Origin of the sequence: Frateuria terrea (assembly GCF_900115705.1) — a bacterium.
GTDB lineage: Bacteria > Pseudomonadota > Gammaproteobacteria > Xanthomonadales > Rhodanobacteraceae > Frateuria_A > Frateuria_A terrea.
Genome location: NZ_FOXL01000004.1, coordinates 271,574 through 293,430, shown reverse-complemented (window position 1 = coordinate 293,430; position 21,857 = coordinate 271,574). Strand labels below are relative to the sequence as shown.

Genomic DNA, 21,857 nt, shown 5'->3' with positions numbered 1-21,857 from the left:
GGATTCATCCATGACCATGCTCGCCTTTGCCTGGAACCCCGCCGTCGGCCTGCCGCTGGCGATCGTCGGCGCCATCGTGCTGGCGCTGATCTGGCTGTTCGGCCAACCGAAGAAGGAGCAGGGCAGGCGCCGCATGCCGACCGGGCAGGGCAGTGGCGAACGTCGCGAGCCCACGCTGGTCGAGGGCGATGCAGACGACATGCTGATCGAGGACAACGATCCACGCATGCACCGCGACGAACCCATGCCGCAGCAGGGCGAACTGGAAATCGGCCTGCGCGAGGAACTGGAAAAACTCGGCGCCACCCTGGCTGGCGAACGCAGCACTCCTGGCAAGCCTTCGAGCCGCGCGTCCTCGATCATCGATGCGCTGCGTGCACCGTCGGCCGCGCCGGCCGCTGTGGTGCCGGCGGCGGTACCGGCCTCCACACCTGCACAGGCTCCGGCACCGGCTCCCAAGGCGCCGCCCGCATCGGATCTCGGCCGCCGACCAGCGCAACTGCCGATGGAACGCATCGTCACGCTGTTCGTGATGGCCCGCGACGGCGGCGCATTCAACGGCGCGGACCTGATCGTGGCCGCCGAGAAGGCTGGGCTCGAGTACGGGCACCTGGGCATCTACCACCGCCTGCTCGACGGCAAGCGCGAACAGGGCCCGATCTTCAGCGTGGCCAACATGTTGAAGCCCGGCAACTTCGACCTGACCCGCCTGGATGCCCTGCGCACGCCGGGCCTGAGCTTCTTCATGACCCTGCCGGGCCCGCTGCCCGCGCTGGACGCCTGGGACGCCATGCTGCCCACCGCGCAGCGGCTTGCCGAACTACTTGACGGCCAGGTCCTGGATGAAGAACGCAACGCGCTCGGCCGTCAGCGCATCGCCCACATCCGCGACGAGTTGCGCGGCTGGGACCGCGACCACGAGGGCAAGGAAATCATTTTCGGCCGCTGAAGGCGCCAGCCATGTACATGCCCACGGCGTTCCGCGAAACACGGCTGCCGGAACTGCACGCCGCGATCGACGCGATCGCCTTCGCCACCCTGGTCAGCACGACCGCCAAGGGCCTCGAGGTCAGCCACATCCCGCTGCTGCTGACGCCGGACGAGGGACCGTACGGCACGCTGTACGGCCACGTCGCCCGGGCCAATGCCCACGCGCTCTGCAAAGACGCGCCGTCGCTGGCGATCTTTCTCGGACCACACGCCTATATCTCGGCCGGCTGGTATCCCGGCAAGCAGACCCATGGCAAGGAAGTGCCCACCTGGAACTACATCGCCGTGCACGCCCACGGTCCGCTGGAAACCTTCGACGATCCGGCACGACTGCGCGAGCTTCTGGTCCAGCTCACTGACCGCCACGAGCGTGCCATGCCCACGCCCTGGCAGGTGGACGATGCTCCGGCCGACTACATCCGCCGCAATCTTTCCGCGATTGTCGGCCTGCGCCTGCCGATCGAGCGCCTCGAAGGCAAGTGGAAACTCAGCCAGAACCGCACCGGCGCGGACCGCGAAGGCGTGCTGGCCGGCCTGGACGCGCAGGGGGGCGAGGCCAGCTGCCTCATGGCCGAGGCGATTCGCGAAGCCAACCGCGGATCCGGTTCCTAGTCGGCGGCGAGCGAAGCCTGCAGCGCGGTGGCCAGCGCGACGTCGCCGCTGACCAGGTCCTTCCAGAGCAGCTCCACGCCTCGCCGGCGACCCTTCTCCGTGAGCTTCATGCCGTCCGGGTCGATGGTCAGGGTGTAGGTGGTCTCGCCGATCGCCAATTCGCGCTTCAGCGGTTTATCGAGTGGTGTCATGGTGGTTACCTCGTCCTCGCCGATCCGTTGCAACATAGCCGCGGCTGCGTGAAGCGCACCCTTCGAGGCTGCTTCGAAAGCGGGGCAAAGGTCTGCGCTTGTCACCTGGTTGCACCAGTACAACTGGCACCGGCCACATGCCAGCCTGGACTACCGACCGCCCATCACCCGCATCGGCGCCATGAACAACCTGGTGGGTTTACACACCTAGGCGGTGCTCAGGCGTCTGCTGGGACGGCCTGGCGGCAGCACGCTGTACAAGCAGGTCGATCGTTATGTCATCCCAGCGATGGTTAGTGCCGCCTAGAACCGGCGGTGGCGAGACGTCAGTGTGGCCTCAAAAACCAAGCTCTCGCCGTGCAATGGCCCCGAACCAGCGCATGAACTGTCCCGCCAGGCTCTGGGCCTTGCCGTGCACGATCGCCTGGCCTGGCAGCTCGCGAGGCAGCGCGCCGGTCGCCCCGCATGCATCGAAACGCAGGCGAAAGACCGAGTCCAGCGGCGCAAGGCTCCCGTCCGGACGGCGCACGCTGGCTACCTCACCTCCGTAGACGCTGGCGACGTAGAGCTCGTCCAGTGCGGCGAGGTTCAACCGGTCGACGTCGGCGACACGGCAGCGCAGGGTAGGCTGCTCCGGCAGCGCGGCGACGAAATCCACCACCTGGCCGCCGTCCACCCGTGCGAGCTCGGCCTCGTCGACGAACGCGTCGCCCTTGGCCCCGCCGGTGCCGACCACGCCCAGCAAGGGCTCGCCGCCCTTGAGCCATTCGCCCGCGTGCAGCCCTGCCGCCAGGTCCACCACGCGGCCGGCGAAGGGCGCGCGCAAGGTGAGCCGACCGCGCTCGGCGCGGTAGCCGGCGGCCGACTCGCGGGCAGCATCCCAGCGCTTGTGCAGCGCCGGGCCAAGGGCACGCAGGTCCTCGTCGAACGGCTGTTGCTGGACCTGCCACTGCAACTGCGCAGTCTGCTGCTCGGCGCTGGCGAGCTGGTAATCCAGCTCCGGCGCCTGTAGCTGCGCTAGCACCGCGCCGGCATCGACGTGCTGGCCCTCGCGCACGACCAGCCGCGTGAGCTGTGCCGGCCTGGGCACGTAGATGACTTGTGCCTGCGCCTGGCCCAGCACCGCCGGCGCATGCACCTCGTGTTGCCACGGCAGCAGCAGCGCCAGTGCAAACACCGCGGCCAGCACGCTCGTGCGCATCGTCTGCCGGTTCCATCGCACCTGGGCACGCCGGCGCCACCACACCGCCAGCTCGCGGGCGATAGGCAGCGCCAGGAAGAAGCCGATCTCCACGCACATCAGCACGAAACCCAGCGCGCGGAAGAACACGTGGAACACCAGCAACGCGATCGACAGGAACAGCACGAACCGGTAGATCCAGGTGACCCAGGCGAAGCCGATCAGGAAACGGTGCAGGCGCCGCGGCAACACTTCGGGTGCCGCGTCGCCGAAGCCGAACAGCCGCTCGCGCAGCCACCAGCGGCCCAGCGCGAAGGTGCGCTCGTGCAGGTTGGGTACGTTGAGCCAGTCGCCCAACAGGTAGTAGCCGTCGAAACGGGTGAACGGGCTGGCGTTGATCGCCACAGTGACAAGCCACGTGCTGGTGGCGAGCATGAACACGCCGGCGCGTAGCGGGCCCTCCGGCAGGAAGCTCCACAGCAGCGTCGCCCAGGCGGCCAGCACCAGCTCGGCCAGCACGCCGGCGGCGCCGACCTGGATCCGCGCGTGGCGCGACTTCAGCTTCCATGCCTCGTTGGTGTCGGTGAACAGCACCGGCCACATCACCAACAGGGCGATGCCCATCGTCGGCACGCGGCAGCCGTGGCGGTAGGCGGTAAAGGCGTGGCCGAATTCGTGCAGCACCTTGGCCAGAGACAGCGCCAGTGCCAGGCCGAGCAGCCCCTGCCAAGTGCCGTACGCGCGAAAGGTGTGCACGAAGCTGTCCCACTGGCGCGAGACAAGGTACAACCCGAGCAGCAGCGCGGTGAGCGTCAGCCACCAGAAGCCGCGGCGGTAGACAAAGGCGACCCACGGATAGGCGCGGCGCAGGAAGGGCATCGGCCGTACCAGCGGCACGCGCAGGAACAGGTAGTTCTTCAGCAGCCACATGGCCACGCCGGGGCGATGCCGTGCGGCGGAGGCGGCCAGCCGTGCCGTGTCGTACGCATCCGCGGCCAGGGTCAGATGGTGGCCTGCGAGGAAATACATCAGGCCGGTCACGTCCTCGAGGTCGACCCGCACGGTAGTTTGCGCGTTGACCGCCTCGACCACAGCTTCGGCCTTTCCCAGCGACCAGCGCGAGAGGATCTCGAACGCCGCCCAGCCGAGTTGGTAGAACTGGTTGGTCGCCGGGTCGTGCAGGGTCCAGCAGGGCGAGCCGTCCGGCGAGGCCGGCGCGGGATTGAGGGTCAGTTCCTGCCGCAATGGCGGCAGCGGCGTGATGGCTAGCTCCGGTTGCATGCGCTCAACCCACCCATTGGCGCAACGTCGCCAGGGGCCGGCGCAGCAGCAGGTAGGCCAGCGGCACGCGGCCGCCGTACAGGCGCGCGGTGCCCATCAGGCCCAGCCGCGGCGGCGCGCCGGCGCCGGTGAAGTGCGCCTTCACCCGATAGGCGAGGATGCCCTCGTCGGTGGGCGCGGCCTTGTAGGCCACGCTGTCCACCTGGGCGTGGAACGCGGAGAACGGCGAGGCCTTGGGGTAGAAGGTCACGTCGGCGCCGGCCGCAAGCGCGAGCTGGTCGCCCACCGGCAGGTAGCCGGTCAGCTCCACTTTCGCCGGGTCGGCCAGCACCAGCACCTTCTCGCCAACCGACACCGCCTTGCCGGTCCAGTCGTTGACATCGGCGAACACCGCCACGCCGGCGCGCTCGGCCTTCACCTGCACGCGCGCGAGCTGGTCGGCGCTGTAGCCCAGGTCGACCTGCTTCTGCTTCAGGTCGCCCAGGCGCTCGGCCATCTGCAGCTTGCTCTTGTCGTCGGTGACCGCCAACTGGGCGCTTTGCCGGTACTCCTCCAGCGCCGTCTCGTAAGCCTTGCGCGCGCTGGCGTAGCGCCCGCGCAGCGTGGTCGCGTCCAGGTCGAACAGCAGCGCGTCCCTGGCCACCGGCTGGTTGGGCGCGACGGCGAGCCGATCGATCACGCCATCGAGCGGCGAGCGCACCACGAACGGATCGATCGGCGTCACCTCCGCCGGCGCCAGTGCGGACAGCCGCACGGGAAGGGCGCCGACTACCAGTACGCCGAGCGCGATCTTCCACCACAACCGGCGCGTGCGCAGCCGGGTCAACAGCGCTCGCCACCAACGCTCGCGCGGGCGCAACGCAAACAGGCCGTGGCCGAGCAAGGCGCCGAGCTCGCCGGCGAGCGCCATCTCCTCCTCGCTCCAGGCCGGGTCGCGCGCCAACAGCAGCGTGCCCTGCAGCCCGCCCCCGGTGCGCGGCAGCGGGACGGCAAGGGCATGCGCCGGCAACCAGCTCCCCCACTCTTCGGCAAGAAGTCGCGGCAGCGCTTGAACGTCCACCGCACGCGGCGCCGGCAGCGGCGCCAGCTCGCGGAACAGCCGCGCCAGCCACTGCGCGTAGGGCGTGCCCGGATCCACCTGCGGCACGCCTGACAGCGCCGCGATCCGGTGGGCATCGCCGTCGCGCCACAGCACGGCCTGGCGATAGGCCAGCACGGCGCGCGTCTCGTTCACCGCGATGAAGCCCAGTTCCTCCACGCTCGCGGCCGCGCGCACACGCTGGCCGAGCTGGAGCAGGCCGAGCAGGCCCTGGATGGAGGCGTTGACGGTGGTCATGCGATCAGTCGGTACGGAGGGATTAGGCAATCGCCAACCTGGGCGGGCGCTGCAGTGTCACTGCGCGTGCCCGGCAAAACTTGCCCACCCGCTCATGCCGGGCAGCAGCTCCGCATGGGCGTCGAGGATGCGCCCGCTCACACCAACGGTCTGGCTCACCGGGTCGATGTTGGCGCCCAGGCGCGCCACCTGCGCGGGGTAGTCGGTGCCCAGTTCGTCCACGTGCACGGTGAACTTCGCACCGGGCCGGAGCCAGGCCAGCCATTTCGACGGCACGATCAGCTTCACTTCGAGCGCGCCCGTAGCGAGGATCTCCAGCAGCGGCTTGCCCGGCGTGACGTATTCGAACGGTGCCGCCTCGCGCTTGGCGACGCGGCCGGCGAAGGGCGCCCGGATGGTGCACTTGTCCACCGTGGTGCGCATGTAGGCCGCATCGGCAGCGGCCTCCTTGGCGCGCGCCTTTGCCTGTACCACGTCCATCGCGCCGGCCGAGTGCAGCGCGGCGAGCTTGGCGGTGACGTCCTGCTCGCGCCGGGCCGCCTCGGCGGTGGCCTCGGCCTTGGCCAGCTGCGCCTGGTACAGGCCACAGTCGAAGGCGACCAACAGGCCGCCCTTGGCGAAGGCATCGCCTTCCTTCAGGGGCAAGCGGGCGATCTTGGCGGCCACCTCGCTGGAGATCTCCACGTCGTGCTGCGCGGCCAACTGCGTCCGGATATGCCCGGCGGCATCGGCCGGGCCGGCGTCCTGGGCATCGACGGCACCGGAAAGGCCAAGACCGCAGAGCGCGAGCCAAACCACAGCGGCCGCGGAGGGGGCGCGCTTGCGAGCGACGCTGATTTTCCGTGGCCCACCGTGGAGCGTCGGCCGCGTACGGGTTGCTACCGAGGCATTCACTGGGCGGCGCCCTCGCTCCACTGCTGCCCGGTCTCGTGGATGGCCTTTTCCAGCGAGGGCAGGTCGTGGCCAACGACCGTCGCCGGCACCGGGTCCAGGCCCAGCGTGGCGACCATCTGGCCGTAGGCACCCTGGTAGGCGGCGTAGCTTTGGTAGAGCCTCAGTTCGGCCATCAGCGCGCCGGTCGCCGCACGGATCTCGCTCAGCTTGCCCTGTGCGTTCGCCGCGGTGGCGTTGCGCGTGTGTTCCAGGATGCGCTGCTCGACGTCGTTGAGCTGCTGCGTCCACTCGAACTGCTGCTTGCGGCTCGCGTAGTCGATGTAGGCCACGTGCACCTGGGTCAGCACCGCCATGTTCAGCGCCAGCCTCTGCTCGCGCGCCAGGTCGTACTGCGCCTTGGCCGCCGCCTTGATATGCCTGGCGCTGAGCAGGTTGAGCAGGTTCCAGCTGACCTGCAGACCGGCGTCGCGCCACTCGTTGTTGACCAGGAAATGGTTGCTGTCGTAATGCGCACCGGCCGATAGCTCGATGCCGGGCAGCAGCTTGGCCATGGCCTTGTGCGTCTCGTTCAGGCCGATGCGCTCGTTGTAGCTCGCCTCGATCAGCTCGGGGCGGTTGAGCAATGCGGTCTCTTCCATCTTCTCAGGCGCGATCGCAAGTCGGGGCTCGGCGAAGCCGTCCGGCGGTGCCAGCTCGAACTGCCTGCCAGGCTCGAGGTTCATGATGGAGGCAAGCTTGGGCTTGGCCTGGGCCAATTCGTCGCGAATCGATTCCAGTTGCAGCACCAGGCTGAGCAGCTCGCGCTGGTAGCCCAGCGATTGCAGCGGGTCCTTCAGGCCCTGTTTTTCGATCGCCTGCGAATCGCCCAACGCCTGCTGCGCCTGCGTGAGCAGCGGCTCGATCTGCGCCTGCAGCTTCTGTGCGCCGGCGGCCTGCCAGTACGCCTCGCGGGTCTGCTGCATCAGCAGCTGTACCACCTTGCGCCGGCGCTGTTGCGCGGCCAGCACGCGGTCGGCCTGCTGGCGGGCGCCGTAGTAGCTCACGCCGAAGTCCAGCACGTTCCAGGACATGCCGAGGTCGGCACGCCGCGCGTTCTGCTCGCTGGAGGTCGAGGGCACCAGCGACTGCTGGCCGGTGACAATGTCCTGAGAGGAAGAGGCGAGCACGTTGTCGCGCGTGGTGTAGCCGGCCGCTGCGGTGAGTTGCGGCAGCAGGTCGAAACTGGACAGGTCCAGCTGCTGTTGCGCCAGTGCCTCTTCCATCATCTTCACGCGATGGTCGAGGTTGTACTTGAGCGCGCGCGCCATCGCCTCGTCCAGCGTGATCGGGCCGCTCACCGGGGTCTGACCGTTGAACATCACCTGGCTGTCAGCCGCCAACGTGGCACGGCGCTGCTCGAGCGTAAGCGGCCGCGGATGGACGGCACACCCGGCGAGGATCAGGGTGCCGAGCGCGGCGGCGAGCGCTTTCTTGGGAAACACCAGGGTCGAGGGCAAGGCGGAGCTCTCCTTAGCGGAAGGAATGGAGGCGTTTTGGTAGGAAGGGGTAGGGATCACGGATGCGTCTTCGCGGAAGCGGCATGGCGCTGGGCTATTGCCAGCTGGCGCAGCAAGGCGGCATGGTCGCCGCCATGGCGGTGGATACCGAACTGCAGGGCCAGCGCGGGCTTGGCCGCGGCTGCCGGCCGGGCATCATGCGATACCTGGACGGTTTTGGTTGCGGACAGCTGCAGTGGCACGTCGTGCACCTGGCCGTGGCTGTCGCGGACGATGAGCACCAGCGCCAGCGTGCCGTCGAAATCGCGCGGCGGCGTGCCCGCCAGCGTGCCGGCCACCGGGTCGAACACGAGCCACGGGGGCAGGGGGCGGCCATCGACCGCGCTTACCTGCAGGATGTTCAGGCCGGGAAGCGGCACGCTGAAGGCCGTGTTCGCCTCGATCGGCAGCAGGCCTTGCCAGTCGAGCTCGGCCCACTGGGCGCTGTCCGGCATGGCCTGCGGCCGGGTCGCCAGGATGGCCAACCCGTCGCGCAATGCGCCGCCGGCCGATAGCGACTGATCGATGCTGCGCGGCGGCGCCGCATCGCCGTAGTAGATCGTTGGCAGGTCCACTGGCGACACCGTCGTCAGCACAGAGACGGCCTGGTCGTGTGCAGGTGCGTTCGTCGTCGGCATCGGCGTCACTGGCGGCAGCACGGTCGGGCTGACGCCGCCGACCACGTAGGCAGGTCCCTGGGCGCCGGCAGTCAACGCGTTGCCGGCCGTATCGGTGATTCCGCTGCCGTCGGCGACCAGGCCGAGCTGGAGATTGCCGGTACCGCTCACGCTGCCCAGGTGCACCGTATAGGTATGGCCGCCCACGCGGGTCACGCCGGCGACGACGGCATGCGCGTTGCCCGTGGTGGCGAGCGTGAAGTCCGAGGCGTCCACGCCGCTGACGTCCTCGTCGAAGGTCACCGTGTAGTCCAGGCCCTGCCGGCCGGTGCTGGGGCTGGCATCGGTGCGATCGATCGCGGCGACCTGCGGCGCCCGGGTGTCGACGGCATAGGTGTTCGACGCCGTTGCGCCGCGGCCTGCGTTGCCGGCGGCGTCGGCCACGCGGGTCAGGTCCAGCGTGATCGCGTTGCTCGCAGCGGTGACATCGGCCGCCGGCGTGAAGGTCGCCGCCCAGGTAAGTCCGCCGTCGGAGGAAACCAGACCGCTCAGGCTGCCGTTGGCGACGGTGAAGTCGTCGATGGTCAGACCGTGGACCGCCTCGCTGAAGGTGATCGTGACCTGGCTCGTCTCGCCCGCCTTCAATGCGGTGTCGGCCACCACGATGCTGGCCGTCGGCGCCAGGGCATCGACGCGCACACCGGCGGTGGAAGCCACGCCATGAAGCGTGTCGACCTCGGCATTGCCCACCGCATCGTGGATGCCGCCGCCGTTGACCTGGATCGCTCCGGCCAGGGTGATGCCATCCGGGTCGGCCTGGCCGTCGGCGACGGTGTAGCGGAACAGCAGGGCGGTAGTGCCGCTGCCCGAGACGTAGTCCGCGTACACCGTTCCGCCGGTGGCCAGGGTCACGGCGATGCGCGGCGTGCCGCCGCTGGTATCCACCGTCACCGCCTCGCTGTAGTTGACCGTGAAATCGAGCGCCTGGCCGGCGACGTAGGTCCCGTTGGCCGGAGCGCCCACGGAGACGACGGCAGGCGCGACGCCGTCCACCACGATGGCGTGCTGCCCGGCGATGGAGGCGCCGCTGCCGGTGGCCGGCAGGGTCAGCGCCGCGTCGATACCCTGCGCGCTGCGGATGTTGCCGCCATCGAGCGAGAGCGCCGCGGTCGAGGCATAGTCCAGATCGGCGTTGACATCGCCTGCCTGCACGACATAGGCGAAGGTCAGCGTAGTGCCGCCTGAACCGGAGACGTAGACCGCGTCGTGGTCGACGCCGCCGGTTTCCATCTGCAGCATCGGCGAGCCGCCAGAGGTGTCCACCGTGACCGTCTGGTCGAAGGAGACCGTAAGGTAGATCGTGTCGCCGGCCTTGTAGCTGCCATCAGGTGTCGTGCTGCTGACGTTCGTGACCTTTGGCAGCCCCAGCAGGTCGACCGTGTCGGTGGCCACCGCGCTGGTCTTCGTGCCGTCGCTCGTGGCGAAGGCGATCGTACGGTTGCCGTAGCTGGTGCTGGTGCTGGAGAACGCCACCGCCGACAGCGCGTCGGACCACTGCGCATCCGTCGCCGTCGCGCCGGCCGAGGTCAGCGTCAGCACGCCCGTCGCCGCGTTGTACGAACCGACGATGTTGCCGAACGTGGCCGAGCTCGTGTTGACGAACGTCAGCGTATCGCCGCTGTGGAAGCCGCCCGCGATCGATACCGTCCCGCTCGACTGCGTCGTGTTGTCGAGGTCGGTGACGGAGATGCCGCCGTCGATCATTGTCGCTGGCGCGCCCGCCACGTAGTTCGTCGTGCCGCCCGTCACGGTCACGATAGGCGTTTGGTCGGTGTCGGTCACCGTCACCGTGCGCGTGGCCGTATTGCTCGTGACGGCCGCTGCATCCACTGCCGCAAAGCTGATCGTGCGCGTCGCCGTGCTCGGCGTCACTGCCGTGTCGGTGTACGTGACCGCGTCGAGCGCCGCCTGCCATTGCGCAAGCGTCGCGGCGTTGCCCGAGGACGTGAGCGTCAACACGCCCGTGGCCGCGTTGTACGACGCGGCGATATTGCCGTACGTCGCCGCACTCGTGTTCGTGAACGCGAGCACGTCTTCGCCCGAGTGGAAGTTGCCCGTGATCGCAACGGTCGCCGTGGACAGCGTGGGCGCGGCGCCGTCGGACAGCGTCAGCCCCGAATCGATCGCGACGGGTGTCGATGCCGCGTTGTCCCCCGCCACGAACGCCGCCGACCCAGAATCGGTCGCGATCGTCGGTGGGCCGAGCACGCTGACGGTGTCGGTTGCCACGGCGCTCGTCTTCGTGCCGTCGCTGGTCGCAAAAGAAATCGTGCGGTTGCCCGGCGTGGCGCTCGATCCTGCCGAGAAGGTCACCGCCGACAACGCGTGCGACCACTGCGCGTCCGTGGCCGTAGCGCCCGGCGAGGTGAGCGTCAATACACCCGTGGCCGAGTTGTAGGAGCCGAGGATGTTGCCGAACGTCGTCGAGTTCGAGTTGGCGAAAGTCAGTACGTCCCCGCTGTGAAAGCCGCCAGTGATCGAGGCCGTGCCGCTCGATTGCGTCGTGTTGTCGAGGTCGCTGACTGAAATCCCGCCGTCGATCGTTGCCGCCGAGGCACCCCCGACATAGTTCGTCGTGCCGCCCGTCGTCGTTACGATCGGCGTTTGATCGGTGTCCGTTACCGTCACCGTGCGGGTGGCCGTGGTGCTCGTATTGCCCGCCCCATCCACGGCCGAAAAGCTGATCGTACGCGTCGCGTTGTTCGGCGTTACCGCCGTGTCCGTATAGGTCACTGACCGCAACGCGCTCTGCCATTGCGCGAGCGTCGCCGTGCTGCCCGAAGACGTGAGCGTCATCACGCCCGTCACCGCATTGTACGAAGCGGTGATGTTGCCCATGGTCGCGCCGTCGTTCGTGAACGACAGCACATCCTGGCCGCTCACGAAGCCGCCCGTGATAGCCACTGTCGTCGACCCGAACGTCACTGCACTTCCGTCGGTCACCGTCAAGCCTGAGTCGATCGCCACCGGCGTGGATGTCGCGTTGTCGCCTGCGACGAACGCAGCCGATCCCGCATCGGTCGTGATGACCGGCGGCGCCGTCATACTGACCGTGTCCGTCACTTGCGTGCTGTTCTTCGTGCCGTCGTTCACCTGGAACAAGATGGTGCGGATGCCGTACGACGTGCTGGTGCTCGAGAATGTCACGGAACTCAACGCGCTGGCCCACTGCGCGTTCGTGGCGGTGCCGCCGATGGAAGTCAGTAGCAGCACGCCCGTTCCGGCGCTGTACGACGCCTGGATGTTGCCCATCGTCGTGCCGTCGTTCGTGAAACTCAGCACGTCCCCGCTCTGGAAACCCGTCCCGACCGCGACGGTCGCCGACGTTTGCGTCGAGTTGTCCAAATCGCTCACGGTGACATGGCCGTCGATCGTCACGCCAGGCGACGCGCCGACATAGTTCGTCGTGCCGCCCGTCGTCGTCAAAATCGGCGTTTGATCAGTGTCGGTGACCGTCACCGTGCGCGTGGCCGTGGCGCTCGTGTTGCCCGCCCCATCGACGGCCGAGAAGCTGATCGTGCGCGTCGCGTTGTTCGGCGTGACCAGGGAATCCGTATAGGTCACGGAGCGCAATGCACTCTGCCATTGCGCCAGCGTTGCCGTCGCGCCCGATGAAGTCAGCGTCATCACACCCGTCGCCGAGTTGTACGACGCCGTGATGTTGCCCATCGTCGAGCCATCGTTCGCGAACGCGAGCACGTCTTGGCCGCTGTGGAAACCACCGGTGATCGCCACCGTCGTCGACCCGAGCGTCGTCGCGCTGCCGTCGGTCACCGTCAAGCCCGAGTCGATCGCCACCGGCGTCGACGTCGCGTTGTCGCCCGCGACGAATGCTGCCGACCCCGAGTCGGTCGTGATGACCGGCGGCGCCGTCATGTTCACCGTATCGGTCGCCGCTGCGCTCGTCTTCGTACCGTCGCTCGTGGCAAACGAGATCGTCCGGCTGCCGTACGTCGTACTCGTGCTGGAAAACGTAACGGCCTTGAGCGCGGCAGCCCACTGCGCCGTATCGGCCGTAGCCCCGGCAGACGTCAAGGTCAGCACGCCCGTCGCCGCGTTGTACGAGGCCGTGATGTTGCCCATCGTCGAGCCGTCATTGGTGAAACTCAGCGTGTCGCCGCTGTGGAACCCCGCCGAGACCGACACCGTGCCCGACGATTGCGTCGTATTGTCCAAGTCGCTGACCGAGATGCCGCCATCGATCCTCACGGCCGAGGACGCGCCCACATAGCTCGTCGTACCTCCCGTCGCCGTCACGATCGGCGTTTGATCGGTCACTGTCACGGTTACGTCGCGCGTGACCGTGCTGCTCGTGTTGCCGGCGCTGTCCACGGCCGAGAAGCTCACGGTGCGCGTGAGCGCATTCGGCGTCACCGCCACGTCGGTGTATTTGATCGAATCGAGCGCGCTGCGCCATTGCGCGAGCGTGGCCGTCGAGCCGGCCGACGTGAGCGTCAATGCGCCGGTGATCTGATTGAACGAGCCGGCCGTGATGTTACCCATCGTCGAACCGTCGTTCGTGAACTGCAGGAAATCCTCGCCGCTCGTGAAGTTGCCCGAAATGGTGACGGTCGCCGATGACAGCATGCCGGTGGCGGTATCGCTCACCGTCAACCCCGGATCGACCACGACCGGCGCCGACGGGGCGTTGTCGCCGGACACGAACGACGCCGCGCCCGAATCCACCGTCAGTCGAAGCGGGTTCACGACGTTGATCGTATCGGTCGCAGCCGCGCTGGTCTTCGTGCCGTCGCTGGTCGCGAACGAAATCGTGCGGCTGCCGTAGGTCGTGCTCGTGCTGGAAAACGTGACCGCCTTCAACGCGTCGGCCCATTGCGCGTCGGTGGCGGTCGCGCCCGCCGAGGTCAGCGTCAACACGCCCGTCGCCGCGTTGTACGAGCCCGCGATGTTGCCCATGGTCGCGCCGTCGTTCGTGAAGCCCAGAGAATCGCCGCTATGGAAACCGCCCGAAACCGACACCGTTCCCGATGACTGCGTCGTATTGTCGGAATCGCTGACGGTAATCGCGCTATCGATCCTGACCGCCGCGGCACCGTCGCTGTAGGTCGTCGTGCCGCCCGACGTCGTGACGATCGGCGTTTGATCGGTTGCCGTGACGGTGACGTTCTTCGTGGTGGTGTTGCTCGATGAATAGTAGGCGTCGGTCGTCAAGGTGAAACTGACGGTGCGCGTCGCCGTACTCGGCGATACCGCCGTATCGGTATAGGTCACCGCCCGGAACGCGCTCTGCCACTGCGCGATCGTCGCGGTGCCGCTTGCCGATGTCAGCGTCAATACGCCGCTGCCGCTGCTGTAGGTGGCTGAAATGTCACCGTACACCGAGGAGCTGGTATTGCTGAACGCCAGCACGTCCTGGCCGCTCGAAAAGTTGCCTGTGATGCGGACCGTGCCTTGCTTTGCCGTGTTCGCATCGCCATCGGTCAAGGTGAATCCGCTGTCGACCGCGACGCGCGTGGAGGTCGCATTGTCCGCTTCGACGAAAGAAGTGCTGCCGCCGCTCGCGGTCACGACCGGCGGCGACGACAGGTCGACATAGGTGAAGTTGTTCAACGTCGGCGTCAGAAAAGCCGAGTCGACCTCGCGGATTCTCAGGCTCTTGATGCCCGCAAACGCCGAGTTGCCCGACACATCGACATGAAACACAGAGTTGCCGCTCGTCGCAGTGTCGAGCGTCAGCGTGCCGACTACCGTTCCAGCGCCATTGAGGGCCTCGACCGCCACACGAGAGGGCAGGTTGATGTCGATGTCGAAGCTCTGGACGGCCATGTTATGGCCGTCGGCCAGCGTCATTGTCATTGAATTCAGCGACGTGCCTTGCACGTTGCCGAACAGCACCCCGTCGCCTGGGCCGGTGCTCAACGGCGGAGGTCCGAACTGATTGACGGTCGTGCTGTCGACGGCGAACTCGGCGGCCTGATCCAACGCGTACGTCATGCCGTCGAGCGTGAACGAGGTAACGCCCGCCGCCCCGCCGGGCGTGTCATAGCCGATCTGGCTGTCGTACGTTTCGTTGGTGACGGCCAGCAATGCGCCGTATTGCTGCTCCGCGGCGTGCGAAAAGACCACCGACGTATGCACGGCGCCCGCATCGTATTCGAGCGACCAATCGCCGCCGAGCGCCGCCGCACCGGTGGCATCGGTCGATGCCGCCACGTTCAATCCGGAGATCGAGGCAATTTGCTGCACGAGCGCCTTGCCGTCGGCGCTTTCGGCGACATTGCAGCCGTAGATCAGGAAATCGCCACCCGCCTTCATCGCACCGCCGATCTGCACGAAATCGGCGCTGTACGCCGAGAAGTCGGCTTCGTTAATCCACGTGCTGCCGACCTGGAACTCGCCCGTGGCCCCGTGCGACACGAGGTGGATGGCGCTCACGCCAGGATGTGCCTGCAGGTACTGCTCGATCTGCAGGAGCCCGTTTTTCGTCGAGTCGAGCAAGACGTACTGCCCGCCAGCGGGCAAGCCGGCGACGAGCGACCGGAGATCGGCGACATTGGAATTGATAAAGACGACTTGCTTGTCCGTCGCTTGAGCGGCGGTATCGCGGGAACCGTCCAAGGCACGCGGCTGCGGGCCGGTAACGCGAGCCAGGGTTTCGCCGGAGAACTTCAGGTCCCCATGACCCGCTTGGACGTGGGTGCTCGTTGGGGCGGCATCGCGCTCGGTGAGTTCGGCCAGCGGGCCGACATAGGCCAGCCCCTTGCCGGGAGCACCCGTATCGCTGACGTAGATCTGGATGTTTCCGCCGGGCTTGAGGTCGGCCCCCATGCGCTGGATCTCGGCAACATGCGTGCGCAGATTGGCCGCTGAAAGGTAGGTGTTGCCCAGCCACAGGTCACCGTCGTGGCCGTGGGCGAGGATCTGCACCGAATCGGCACCCGGATGCGCGTCGAGGTAACCGCGCATCTGCGCCAGGCCGTCGTCGCCCTGTAAATAGACCACCTCAGTTCCGGCTCGGGCGTGGGCGAGCAAGGCGGCGGCGTCCCGGACGCGCGCGTCGACGAACAACACGTTGCGAGAGGGAGTGCCGCCGGCGGGTTCGTGGTCGGCGAGCCTGGCGTACGGCGTCACGCCATCCGCCCATACCGCCGCGGGACGATGCGCCGCTGCGTGCGTCGCGTCGCCATGCACGGCCGGACCGGCATGCGCAGCCGGCTCTGGCCGGAGCGTGACCGCCCCGGCGACGGCCGCACCGTCGAACATGACGCGCGCCTCCAAGGCCATGACCAGCGGCCGGCGCGCAGGCAGGGCAGGGACGCCCACGACCGGAGAGGGGGACTTGCCCCGAGTGAACCACGCCATCTCTGTTTTTCCCCTGTCGCGTCCGAAAACGACTCTTTAGGTCAATCCGTTTGCATCGACTGCGTCATACCCAGGTTCCACCCCTCACGCCGACGCGTCCGTCGACACGCCCAGCGGGGCGCGCCAAACACTCACCGTGTCCGCCCGCCAGCACAGATGCCACGCCTCAGGCGCGCATCGAACGCCGGCGTAGCATGGCCTGTAGCAAGAATCGTGCTCGATCGTCAGGGAGCCAGCTTGAGTACCAGGGTAGAGCTCTTTCAGTGCCGACCATGCGACCCCCTGCCACGCTGTTTCGCGGGCCCCCAGGGACGACCGTCCGGCTGCATGCGATGTTGCGCGATTTCATCTTTTTTGAACAGCAGGCCCGCCGCCAAGGGGCGGCCGGCAGCCATACGGCCAGACGCTAGAACCGCTTGCCGACAGACCGAGCGATCACCCGGGACGGAAGCGCAGATTCTTGCGCATTGGAGTCGGCCGCAAGGTCGCGCTCGGTGGCGGCGAACGCGGGGCAACGCGTTAGGTCTCGCGGTGTGGGTTGGGGAAATGGCCCAGTTATCGGGGTTGGCCGCATGCAGGCTGCAGGGACTCAGTGACAGGGCGCTCGCCCCTAATAGTCGCCCTCGCAGATCTCGCTTCCGGCAGGCGTCTTGCCGAGTCCTGGCCAGGCCCGCGGTTTGAGGTGTGCGTCGATCGGCACGTTAAGGGTCCAGTCCAGCGGGGGATCCTTGCCGGCCCGGTAGTCCTGCCAGGGTGTGGGGATCGCCACGTCTGGCCGGATCAGGTTCTCTGCGCCCGCCGTGAAGCGATACAGGCGGGTGGAGTAGCGCGCCACCCATTTCGAGTGGGGCAGCACCATCTCGCGTGCTTCCTGATAGCTGTTGGGTTTCTCGCCGATGGGATCGCCAACGAGGATGGCGTGGGTGAGCTGGCGGAAGTGCACGGCGTTCGCCATCGCAGCGGAGAACGAGCGCGGCCCGATCAGCACGAACAGGTGACCGTCCTGATTGATTGCCGGCCGCGCGCGGATCGGATCGACCAGGTACTTCAACCCCAAGCAGAAGTCACCGCCGTCGTTGCGGCGAAAGTCGACGATCAGTCGCTGTGGATGCGCACGGTCGATCTGCGCGAGCATGCGCGGCGCATCCGTCGCCAGCGTCCTGTACGAGCGGAAGTTGCAGTACATCGCTTGCTGCGCCGGCAGTTCGGTGCAGGCCAGGGCGAGGTCGGGGTGCTGCAGGGACAACGGTGGCGCAGCGGGCAGCTCGTGCCAGGTGGTCGGTGCCGGCCCGGCGGGCAGACGGATCTCCCGGCGCGTGCCGTCGTCCGCCTGCAGGGTGTAGCGGGCCACGGCGCGGTCGGTGATCAGGCGCAGGCCGTGCAGAATCAGCCCGTTGACCAGCAGGTTGGTCGCACGGACGTCACGCAGGGGCTGCGTCTCACCGGCGGGCGTCAGGCTCAGCAGCTGGCGCTGCGCTTCGGCGATCGGCGTGTCACCCACCTTGACCAGCCGCGCTCCCAGCATCGCGGCTGGGGCGCTGCCAGGCGGCGCGGCGATCAGGCGGTAATCGGTGCCGAAGCGGAAAAAGCGCAGCGGGAAGGTCGGCGCATCCTTGGGGATGCGGATGTAGGTGTGCCCGTCCCCGATCGCGTTCTCGATACGGTCCATGCCGACGAAGATCTGGTCGGGATCGAGCGCGGGCAGGCGCCGGTCAAGGTCCGTCACCTCGCGCTCGAACTGCTGCCGCGAGAGGCGCCAGAAGGGTGCGACGTGGCGCTTGGGAAGCTCGGTGGCCAGGTAACGCAGATCCGCGCGCCACTGCGCGGTGATAGGCGTCGGAGCAGCCGCTGCGGCGTCGTGCGCAAGCAGCGAGCCGGCGGCGAAGAGCAGGGCGAGCAGGCTCGCCAACGTCGCGCGAGTCCGAGGGACGCACGCAGGAGAGGAGATGCTCATGGGGACGTTGCGGGTGGCCATTGTTGCCTCATGGTCGAATCGGATGCTGCCTGTAGGGCCGAGCGTTCCGGCGTCGCTCTAGGTACGCAGCATGTGGCTGCGCAGGCCGCGCGGACGCCACTTCAGGTTCACACCGAGCGTCCCCAACACGATCAACGCGACGCCTGCCAGCTGTATCGGCACCAGTCGGTGTCCGTACAGCCAATAATCCAGCAGCAGCGCCACCAGCGGGTACACGAACGCCACCACGACGATGGTCACCAGGGGCAGGCGCGGGTAGGTGGAATAGAACAGCACGTAGACGATGCCGCTGTGGATCACGCCCAGGCCGATCAACCACATCCACTGCAGTCCCCAATGAAACACGCCGGCGTTGCTGAAGCCGCCCAGCATCAGCACGCCTACCCAGCACTGGATCAGCACCAGCGCCAGCGGGCGCTGCTTGCCCACCTGGCGCGAGATCAGCAATGAGGCGCTCCAGAGCAAGGCCGCGAGCAAGGCCAGGCCAACGCCGATCAACTGGGCCGTGTCGGCATGGCGGTAGATGCCGGCGGGGTCGCTGGTGCAGACCACGCCGACGAAGCCGAGCAGGGTCCAGGCAAGGTCTACCGGTTGCGTGCGCTCGCCCTGAACCAGCGCCGCCAGGATCAGCGTGATGAACGGGAAGCAGTGATAGACCATGGTCGCCAGGCCGATCGACGAGCGCGCCATGCCGGCGAACAGCGCCACCCAGTTGAGCACCAGCAGCACACCGCTGAGCACGGCTCCGCGCAGCAGCGTGCGGTCCTGCAACAGGCCGCGCAGGTGCCCGCGCGCCGCGGCCCAGCCGAGCAGGAACAGCCCGCCGAACAGGCAGCGGTAGAACACGGCGGTAACCGCGTCCTGCCCGCTTTCATGCACGAACACGCCTACCGAGCCGATCAGCACTTCCGCGAACAGCAACTGGAGCAGCGCGCTGCGCGTGCCAGGGCGCTCGGTCGGGGGGCTCATGCGGTTTTTCTCGAGGGTAGGGATGGCCAGCGTAGGGCGGTCGCCGACAGGGATACAGATTCAGATAGACTCGAATTCGACAAGTACAGATGGATCGGACCCATGCTGCTTTACGAACGCGTTGCCGCGACCTTGCGTGCTCAGATCACGCGGGGCACCTTGCGTGCCGGCGAGCGCCTCCCGTCGGTCCGGCAGCTGGCCCAGGGGCATGGCGTGAGCACCGCCACGGCGGTGCAGACGTATCTGCAGCTGGAGCGCGAGGGGCTGGCGGTGGCGCGGCCGCGTTCGGGCTTCTTCGTGCGCGCCGCCACGCCAGCGGCGCCGGCGGCACGACTGCCAAGGCGGCGTGCGCCGGGCGAGGTCGACAATCCGGCGTTGCGCAGCGTGATGGAGCTGCTCGCCCGCAGCGACCTGCTGCCGCTGCACAGCGCCACCCCCGCGCCCGACCTGTTGCCGCGCGCCGCGCTGACCGGATCGCTATCGCGCTGCCTGCGTCGCACGTCCGCGGCCGCGCTCGATTACGCGCCGCCGCAAGGGCACTTCGCGCTGCGGCGCCTGCTCGCGCAGCGTTATGCGCAGGTGGGCGCGGAAGTATCGGCGGAGGAGATCGTGCTCACCGGCGGGGCGATGGAGGCGATAAACCTGTCGCTGCGTGCGGTCACCTCGCCGGGTGACGTGGTGATCGTGGAGACACCGACCTATCACGGCATCCTGCAGGCGGTCGCGGCGATGCGCCTGAAGGTGCTGGAGGTGCCCACACGCCCTGGTCAGGGCATCGACGTGGCGCGCTTGGAGCAGCTGCTGCAGCAGACCGCAGTGCGAGCGGCCGTCCTGGTGCCCAACTTCAACAATCCGCTGGGCAGCCTGACCTGTGATGCCGACAAGCGGGCCCTGGTGGAAAGCTGCGACCGGCACGGCACGGTGATCATCGAGGACGACATCTACGGCGACCTGGCCTGGTCCGGGCAACGCCCGTCGCCGCTGCGCCGCTGGGATGACGGCAGCACGGTAATCAGCTGCGGCTCGTTCTCCAAGGTGCTGGCGCCGGGCCTGCGCCTGGGCTGGGTGGCGGGCGGGCAGTGGAGTGAGGTGCTGGCGCGCGCCAAGTTCTTCACCACCGTCGGCGGCAACAGCCTCACCCAGCTGGCGATCGCCGATTACCTGCAGCGTCACGACCTTGAGCGGCACCTGCGCCGGCTGCGCCGCACCCTGGCCGACAACGGCCAGCGCCTGCACGACGCCATTGCGCGTTACTGGCCGGCGGAGACCCGGGTGAGCGAGCCGCAAGGCGGCCTCTCGCTCTGGGTGGAGCTGCCCGGGGGCGCCGACAGTCGTGTGCTGTTCGAGCAGGCGCTGAACAGGGGCATCGGCACATCGCCGGGTGTGCTGTTTTCCAGCCACGGCGACTACGTCGACTGCCTGCGGCTCAGCTGTGGCCTGGTATGGGACGAGCGCATGGATCACGCGATGCGGGAGCTTGGCAAGATGGCGGCAGCGAGCTCCAACTGCCCTTCGCTTTAGTACGTTCCACTTGGTAACGTGGTCTGGAAGCACATGACCGCCCGACCTTCTATCTGCACGGAGGCGGGTGACCCAGATTCAGCGCTCACAGTGACATCCATCCAACCGCCGCGCCCGTTGGCCGCGGCCTGGCGCGCCCTGTAACGTACGAAGCCACTTTCGACGGCAAGCAGGCTGTGTCTGACCAGGTAAGCCCCGAGCGGCCCGTTTGCGTTGCCTGTCACAGGGTCTTCCGCGATGCCGATAGCAGGAGCAAACATTCGACCCCACGTATAGGCCTCGTCATCTCCTGGCGTATCTAGGGTAAACGCGAAATACCCTTTGGTCCCAGCCGCTTCTGACAGTGCAGTAAGTCGTCCGAGATCGGGAGCCAGCTGTTGCAGAGTCTTGCGCTCGCGCAGGCCGATCAGAAGCTTCCCATGTCCAGTACTGACAAATTGCAACGGGCATCGGGGGTCGACCGCACCGAAGTCCACACCGAGCGCGTCCAACACATCGCGGGCGACATCTGGCGGCAGCGGGGAAGTGAAGACCGGTTGGTTCTGTTCGATCGTGACAAGGTAGTCGTTGTCGGTCTCGCTGACGCGAACGCGCTGGACGCCCGCACCCGTAAGCTGTCGATAGCTACCGGTCGGGCGACCCTCCAGCGCCATGACGTAATGTGCGGCGAGCGTTGCGTGCCCACAGACCGGGACTTCGCTCGTGGGCGTGAAGAACCGCACGTGTAGATCGTGGTCATCGGAAGTCGGCTTGAGAACGAAGGCAGTTTCGGAATTGTTGAGCTCGCGAGCGATCTCTTGCATATGCGGCACGCTCAAACCATCCGCGTTGGCGACCACCCCCGCCGGATTGCCCTGGTAACGAGTGGTGGTGAAAGCGTCGATTTGGTACACCCGGAGGTCCATCAGGATTTCTCGTCGAAGACAGCTTTCAATGTCAAGAGCGCAGATCGGATGGATGGGCCGCTGGCATAAAACGTCAACTGCAGGATTGCTTCGACCAGCTGCTCCTTCGTGGCCCCCAGTCTGCGGGCCGCCTCCGCATGCGCGCGTAACTGCAAAGGAGCATGCCCAAGCGTCGTGCATGCTGCCACGAGGAGAAGTTCCCGGGTTAGCAGGTCCAAACCGGGGCGAGCAAGTATTCCGCCGAGCGCCCACTCGATGGTCATGTCCACAAAGGCGGGGGCGATGTCCTGCATTTCGGCGGCCAGCGCTGAAGCGGCGTCTTGGCCGTGAAGTTGCGCGAGCAGTTCTTCACCTCGCTTGGCTGAGCCTAGCGGGTTGTCGTGCGCCGCGTGTCCACTCACGGTGGGCTGTCCGGGGGGTGATTCATTCATGGTGATGCCCTTTTCTATCGGCTGAACGGGTCAACAC

Annotated in this window: 13 protein-coding genes and 1 pseudogene; 4 read left to right on the top strand and 10 right to left on the bottom strand. The window is 67.5% G+C overall.

Translation table 11 applies throughout. From position 1 onward, the window contains the following. Positions 1-10: 10 nt before the first annotated feature. Positions 11-949: a cell division protein ZipA gene (zipA, locus tag BMZ38_RS07855; protein WP_091336107.1), complete on the top strand. Its 939-nt coding sequence runs from the start codon at positions 11-13 to the stop codon at positions 947-949. 11 nt (positions 950-960) lie between these two features. Next, positions 961-1,602 carry an FMN-binding negative transcriptional regulator gene (locus BMZ38_RS07850; protein ID WP_091336105.1) on the top strand — a complete coding sequence of 214 codons (642 nt, stop codon included), beginning with the start codon at positions 961-963 and terminating at the stop codon, positions 1,600-1,602. Here BMZ38_RS07850 and BMZ38_RS07845 read toward each other — a convergent pair. After that, entirely contained in the window at positions 1,599-1,793 is a 195-nt protein-coding gene (locus BMZ38_RS07845) for a hypothetical protein (protein WP_091336549.1), read from the bottom strand. The two genes, BMZ38_RS07850 and BMZ38_RS07845, sit on opposite strands and share 4 nt — an antisense overlap. 97 nt (positions 1,794-1,890) lie before the next feature. Between BMZ38_RS07845 and BMZ38_RS07840 the strand changes: the two are divergent. Continuing rightward, positions 1,891-2,004 (top strand): annotated as a pseudogene (locus BMZ38_RS07840) (IS481 family transposase); the annotation flags it as partial. A gap of 126 nt (positions 2,005-2,130) precedes the next feature. Here the strand turns inward: BMZ38_RS07840 and BMZ38_RS07835 are convergent. The 7 genes from BMZ38_RS07835 to BMZ38_RS07805 form a co-directional block, all read right to left on the bottom strand. Next, positions 2,131-4,254, bottom strand: coding sequence for a site-2 protease family protein (locus BMZ38_RS07835; protein ID WP_091336101.1), 2,124 nt, complete (start codon positions 4,252-4,254; stop codon positions 2,131-2,133). Between the two features lie 4 nt (positions 4,255-4,258). Continuing rightward, a complete protein-coding gene (locus BMZ38_RS07830) occupies positions 4,259-5,590 on the bottom strand; it encodes an efflux RND transporter periplasmic adaptor subunit (protein ID WP_091336099.1) in 1,332 nt (443 codons plus the stop codon). A gap of 57 nt (positions 5,591-5,647) precedes the next feature. Continuing rightward, on the bottom strand, positions 5,648-6,292 hold the full coding sequence (locus BMZ38_RS07825; RefSeq protein ID WP_217638733.1) for an efflux RND transporter periplasmic adaptor subunit: 645 nt from the start codon (positions 6,290-6,292) through the stop codon (positions 5,648-5,650). Positions 6,293-6,480: 188 nt separating this feature from the next. Next, positions 6,481-7,980, bottom strand: a complete 1,500-nt coding sequence (locus tag BMZ38_RS07820; protein WP_091336096.1) for a TolC family protein — start codon at positions 7,978-7,980, stop codon at positions 6,481-6,483. Between the two features lie 56 nt (positions 7,981-8,036). Continuing rightward, positions 8,037-15,920 (bottom strand): DUF4347 domain-containing protein, encoded by a 7,884-nt coding sequence (locus tag BMZ38_RS07815; RefSeq protein WP_175483709.1) that lies wholly within the window; start codon positions 15,918-15,920, stop codon positions 8,037-8,039. A 709-nt stretch (positions 15,921-16,629) separates the two neighbouring features. Then, positions 16,630-17,928: a S41 family peptidase gene (locus BMZ38_RS07810; RefSeq protein ID WP_091336092.1), complete on the bottom strand. Its 1,299-nt coding sequence runs from the start codon at positions 17,926-17,928 to the stop codon at positions 16,630-16,632. 123 nt (positions 17,929-18,051) lie between these two features. Then, the gene (locus tag BMZ38_RS07805) at positions 18,052-18,963 is read right to left on the bottom strand and encodes a DMT family transporter (protein WP_091336089.1); all 912 of its coding nucleotides are present in this window, start codon (positions 18,961-18,963) and stop codon (positions 18,052-18,054) included. 102 nt (positions 18,964-19,065) lie between these two features. Here BMZ38_RS07805 and BMZ38_RS07800 point away from each other — a divergent pair, with 102 nt between their 5' ends. Next, positions 19,066-20,484 carry an aminotransferase-like domain-containing protein gene (locus BMZ38_RS07800; RefSeq protein ID WP_091336087.1) on the top strand — a complete coding sequence of 473 codons (1,419 nt, stop codon included), beginning with the start codon at positions 19,066-19,068 and terminating at the stop codon, positions 20,482-20,484. Here BMZ38_RS07800 and BMZ38_RS07795 read toward each other — a convergent pair. Together BMZ38_RS07795 and BMZ38_RS07790 are read right to left on the bottom strand one after the other, a co-directional pair. Next, positions 20,481-21,377, bottom strand: a complete 897-nt coding sequence (locus BMZ38_RS07795; protein WP_217638734.1) for a PhzF family phenazine biosynthesis isomerase — start codon at positions 21,375-21,377, stop codon at positions 20,481-20,483. The two genes, BMZ38_RS07800 and BMZ38_RS07795, sit on opposite strands and share 4 nt — an antisense overlap. Positions 21,378-21,388: 11 nt before the next feature. Then, complete coding sequence (locus BMZ38_RS07790) at positions 21,389-21,820, bottom strand: carboxymuconolactone decarboxylase family protein (RefSeq protein ID WP_091336085.1); 432 nt, start codon at positions 21,818-21,820, stop codon at positions 21,389-21,391. Positions 21,821-21,857: the final 37 nt, after the last annotated feature.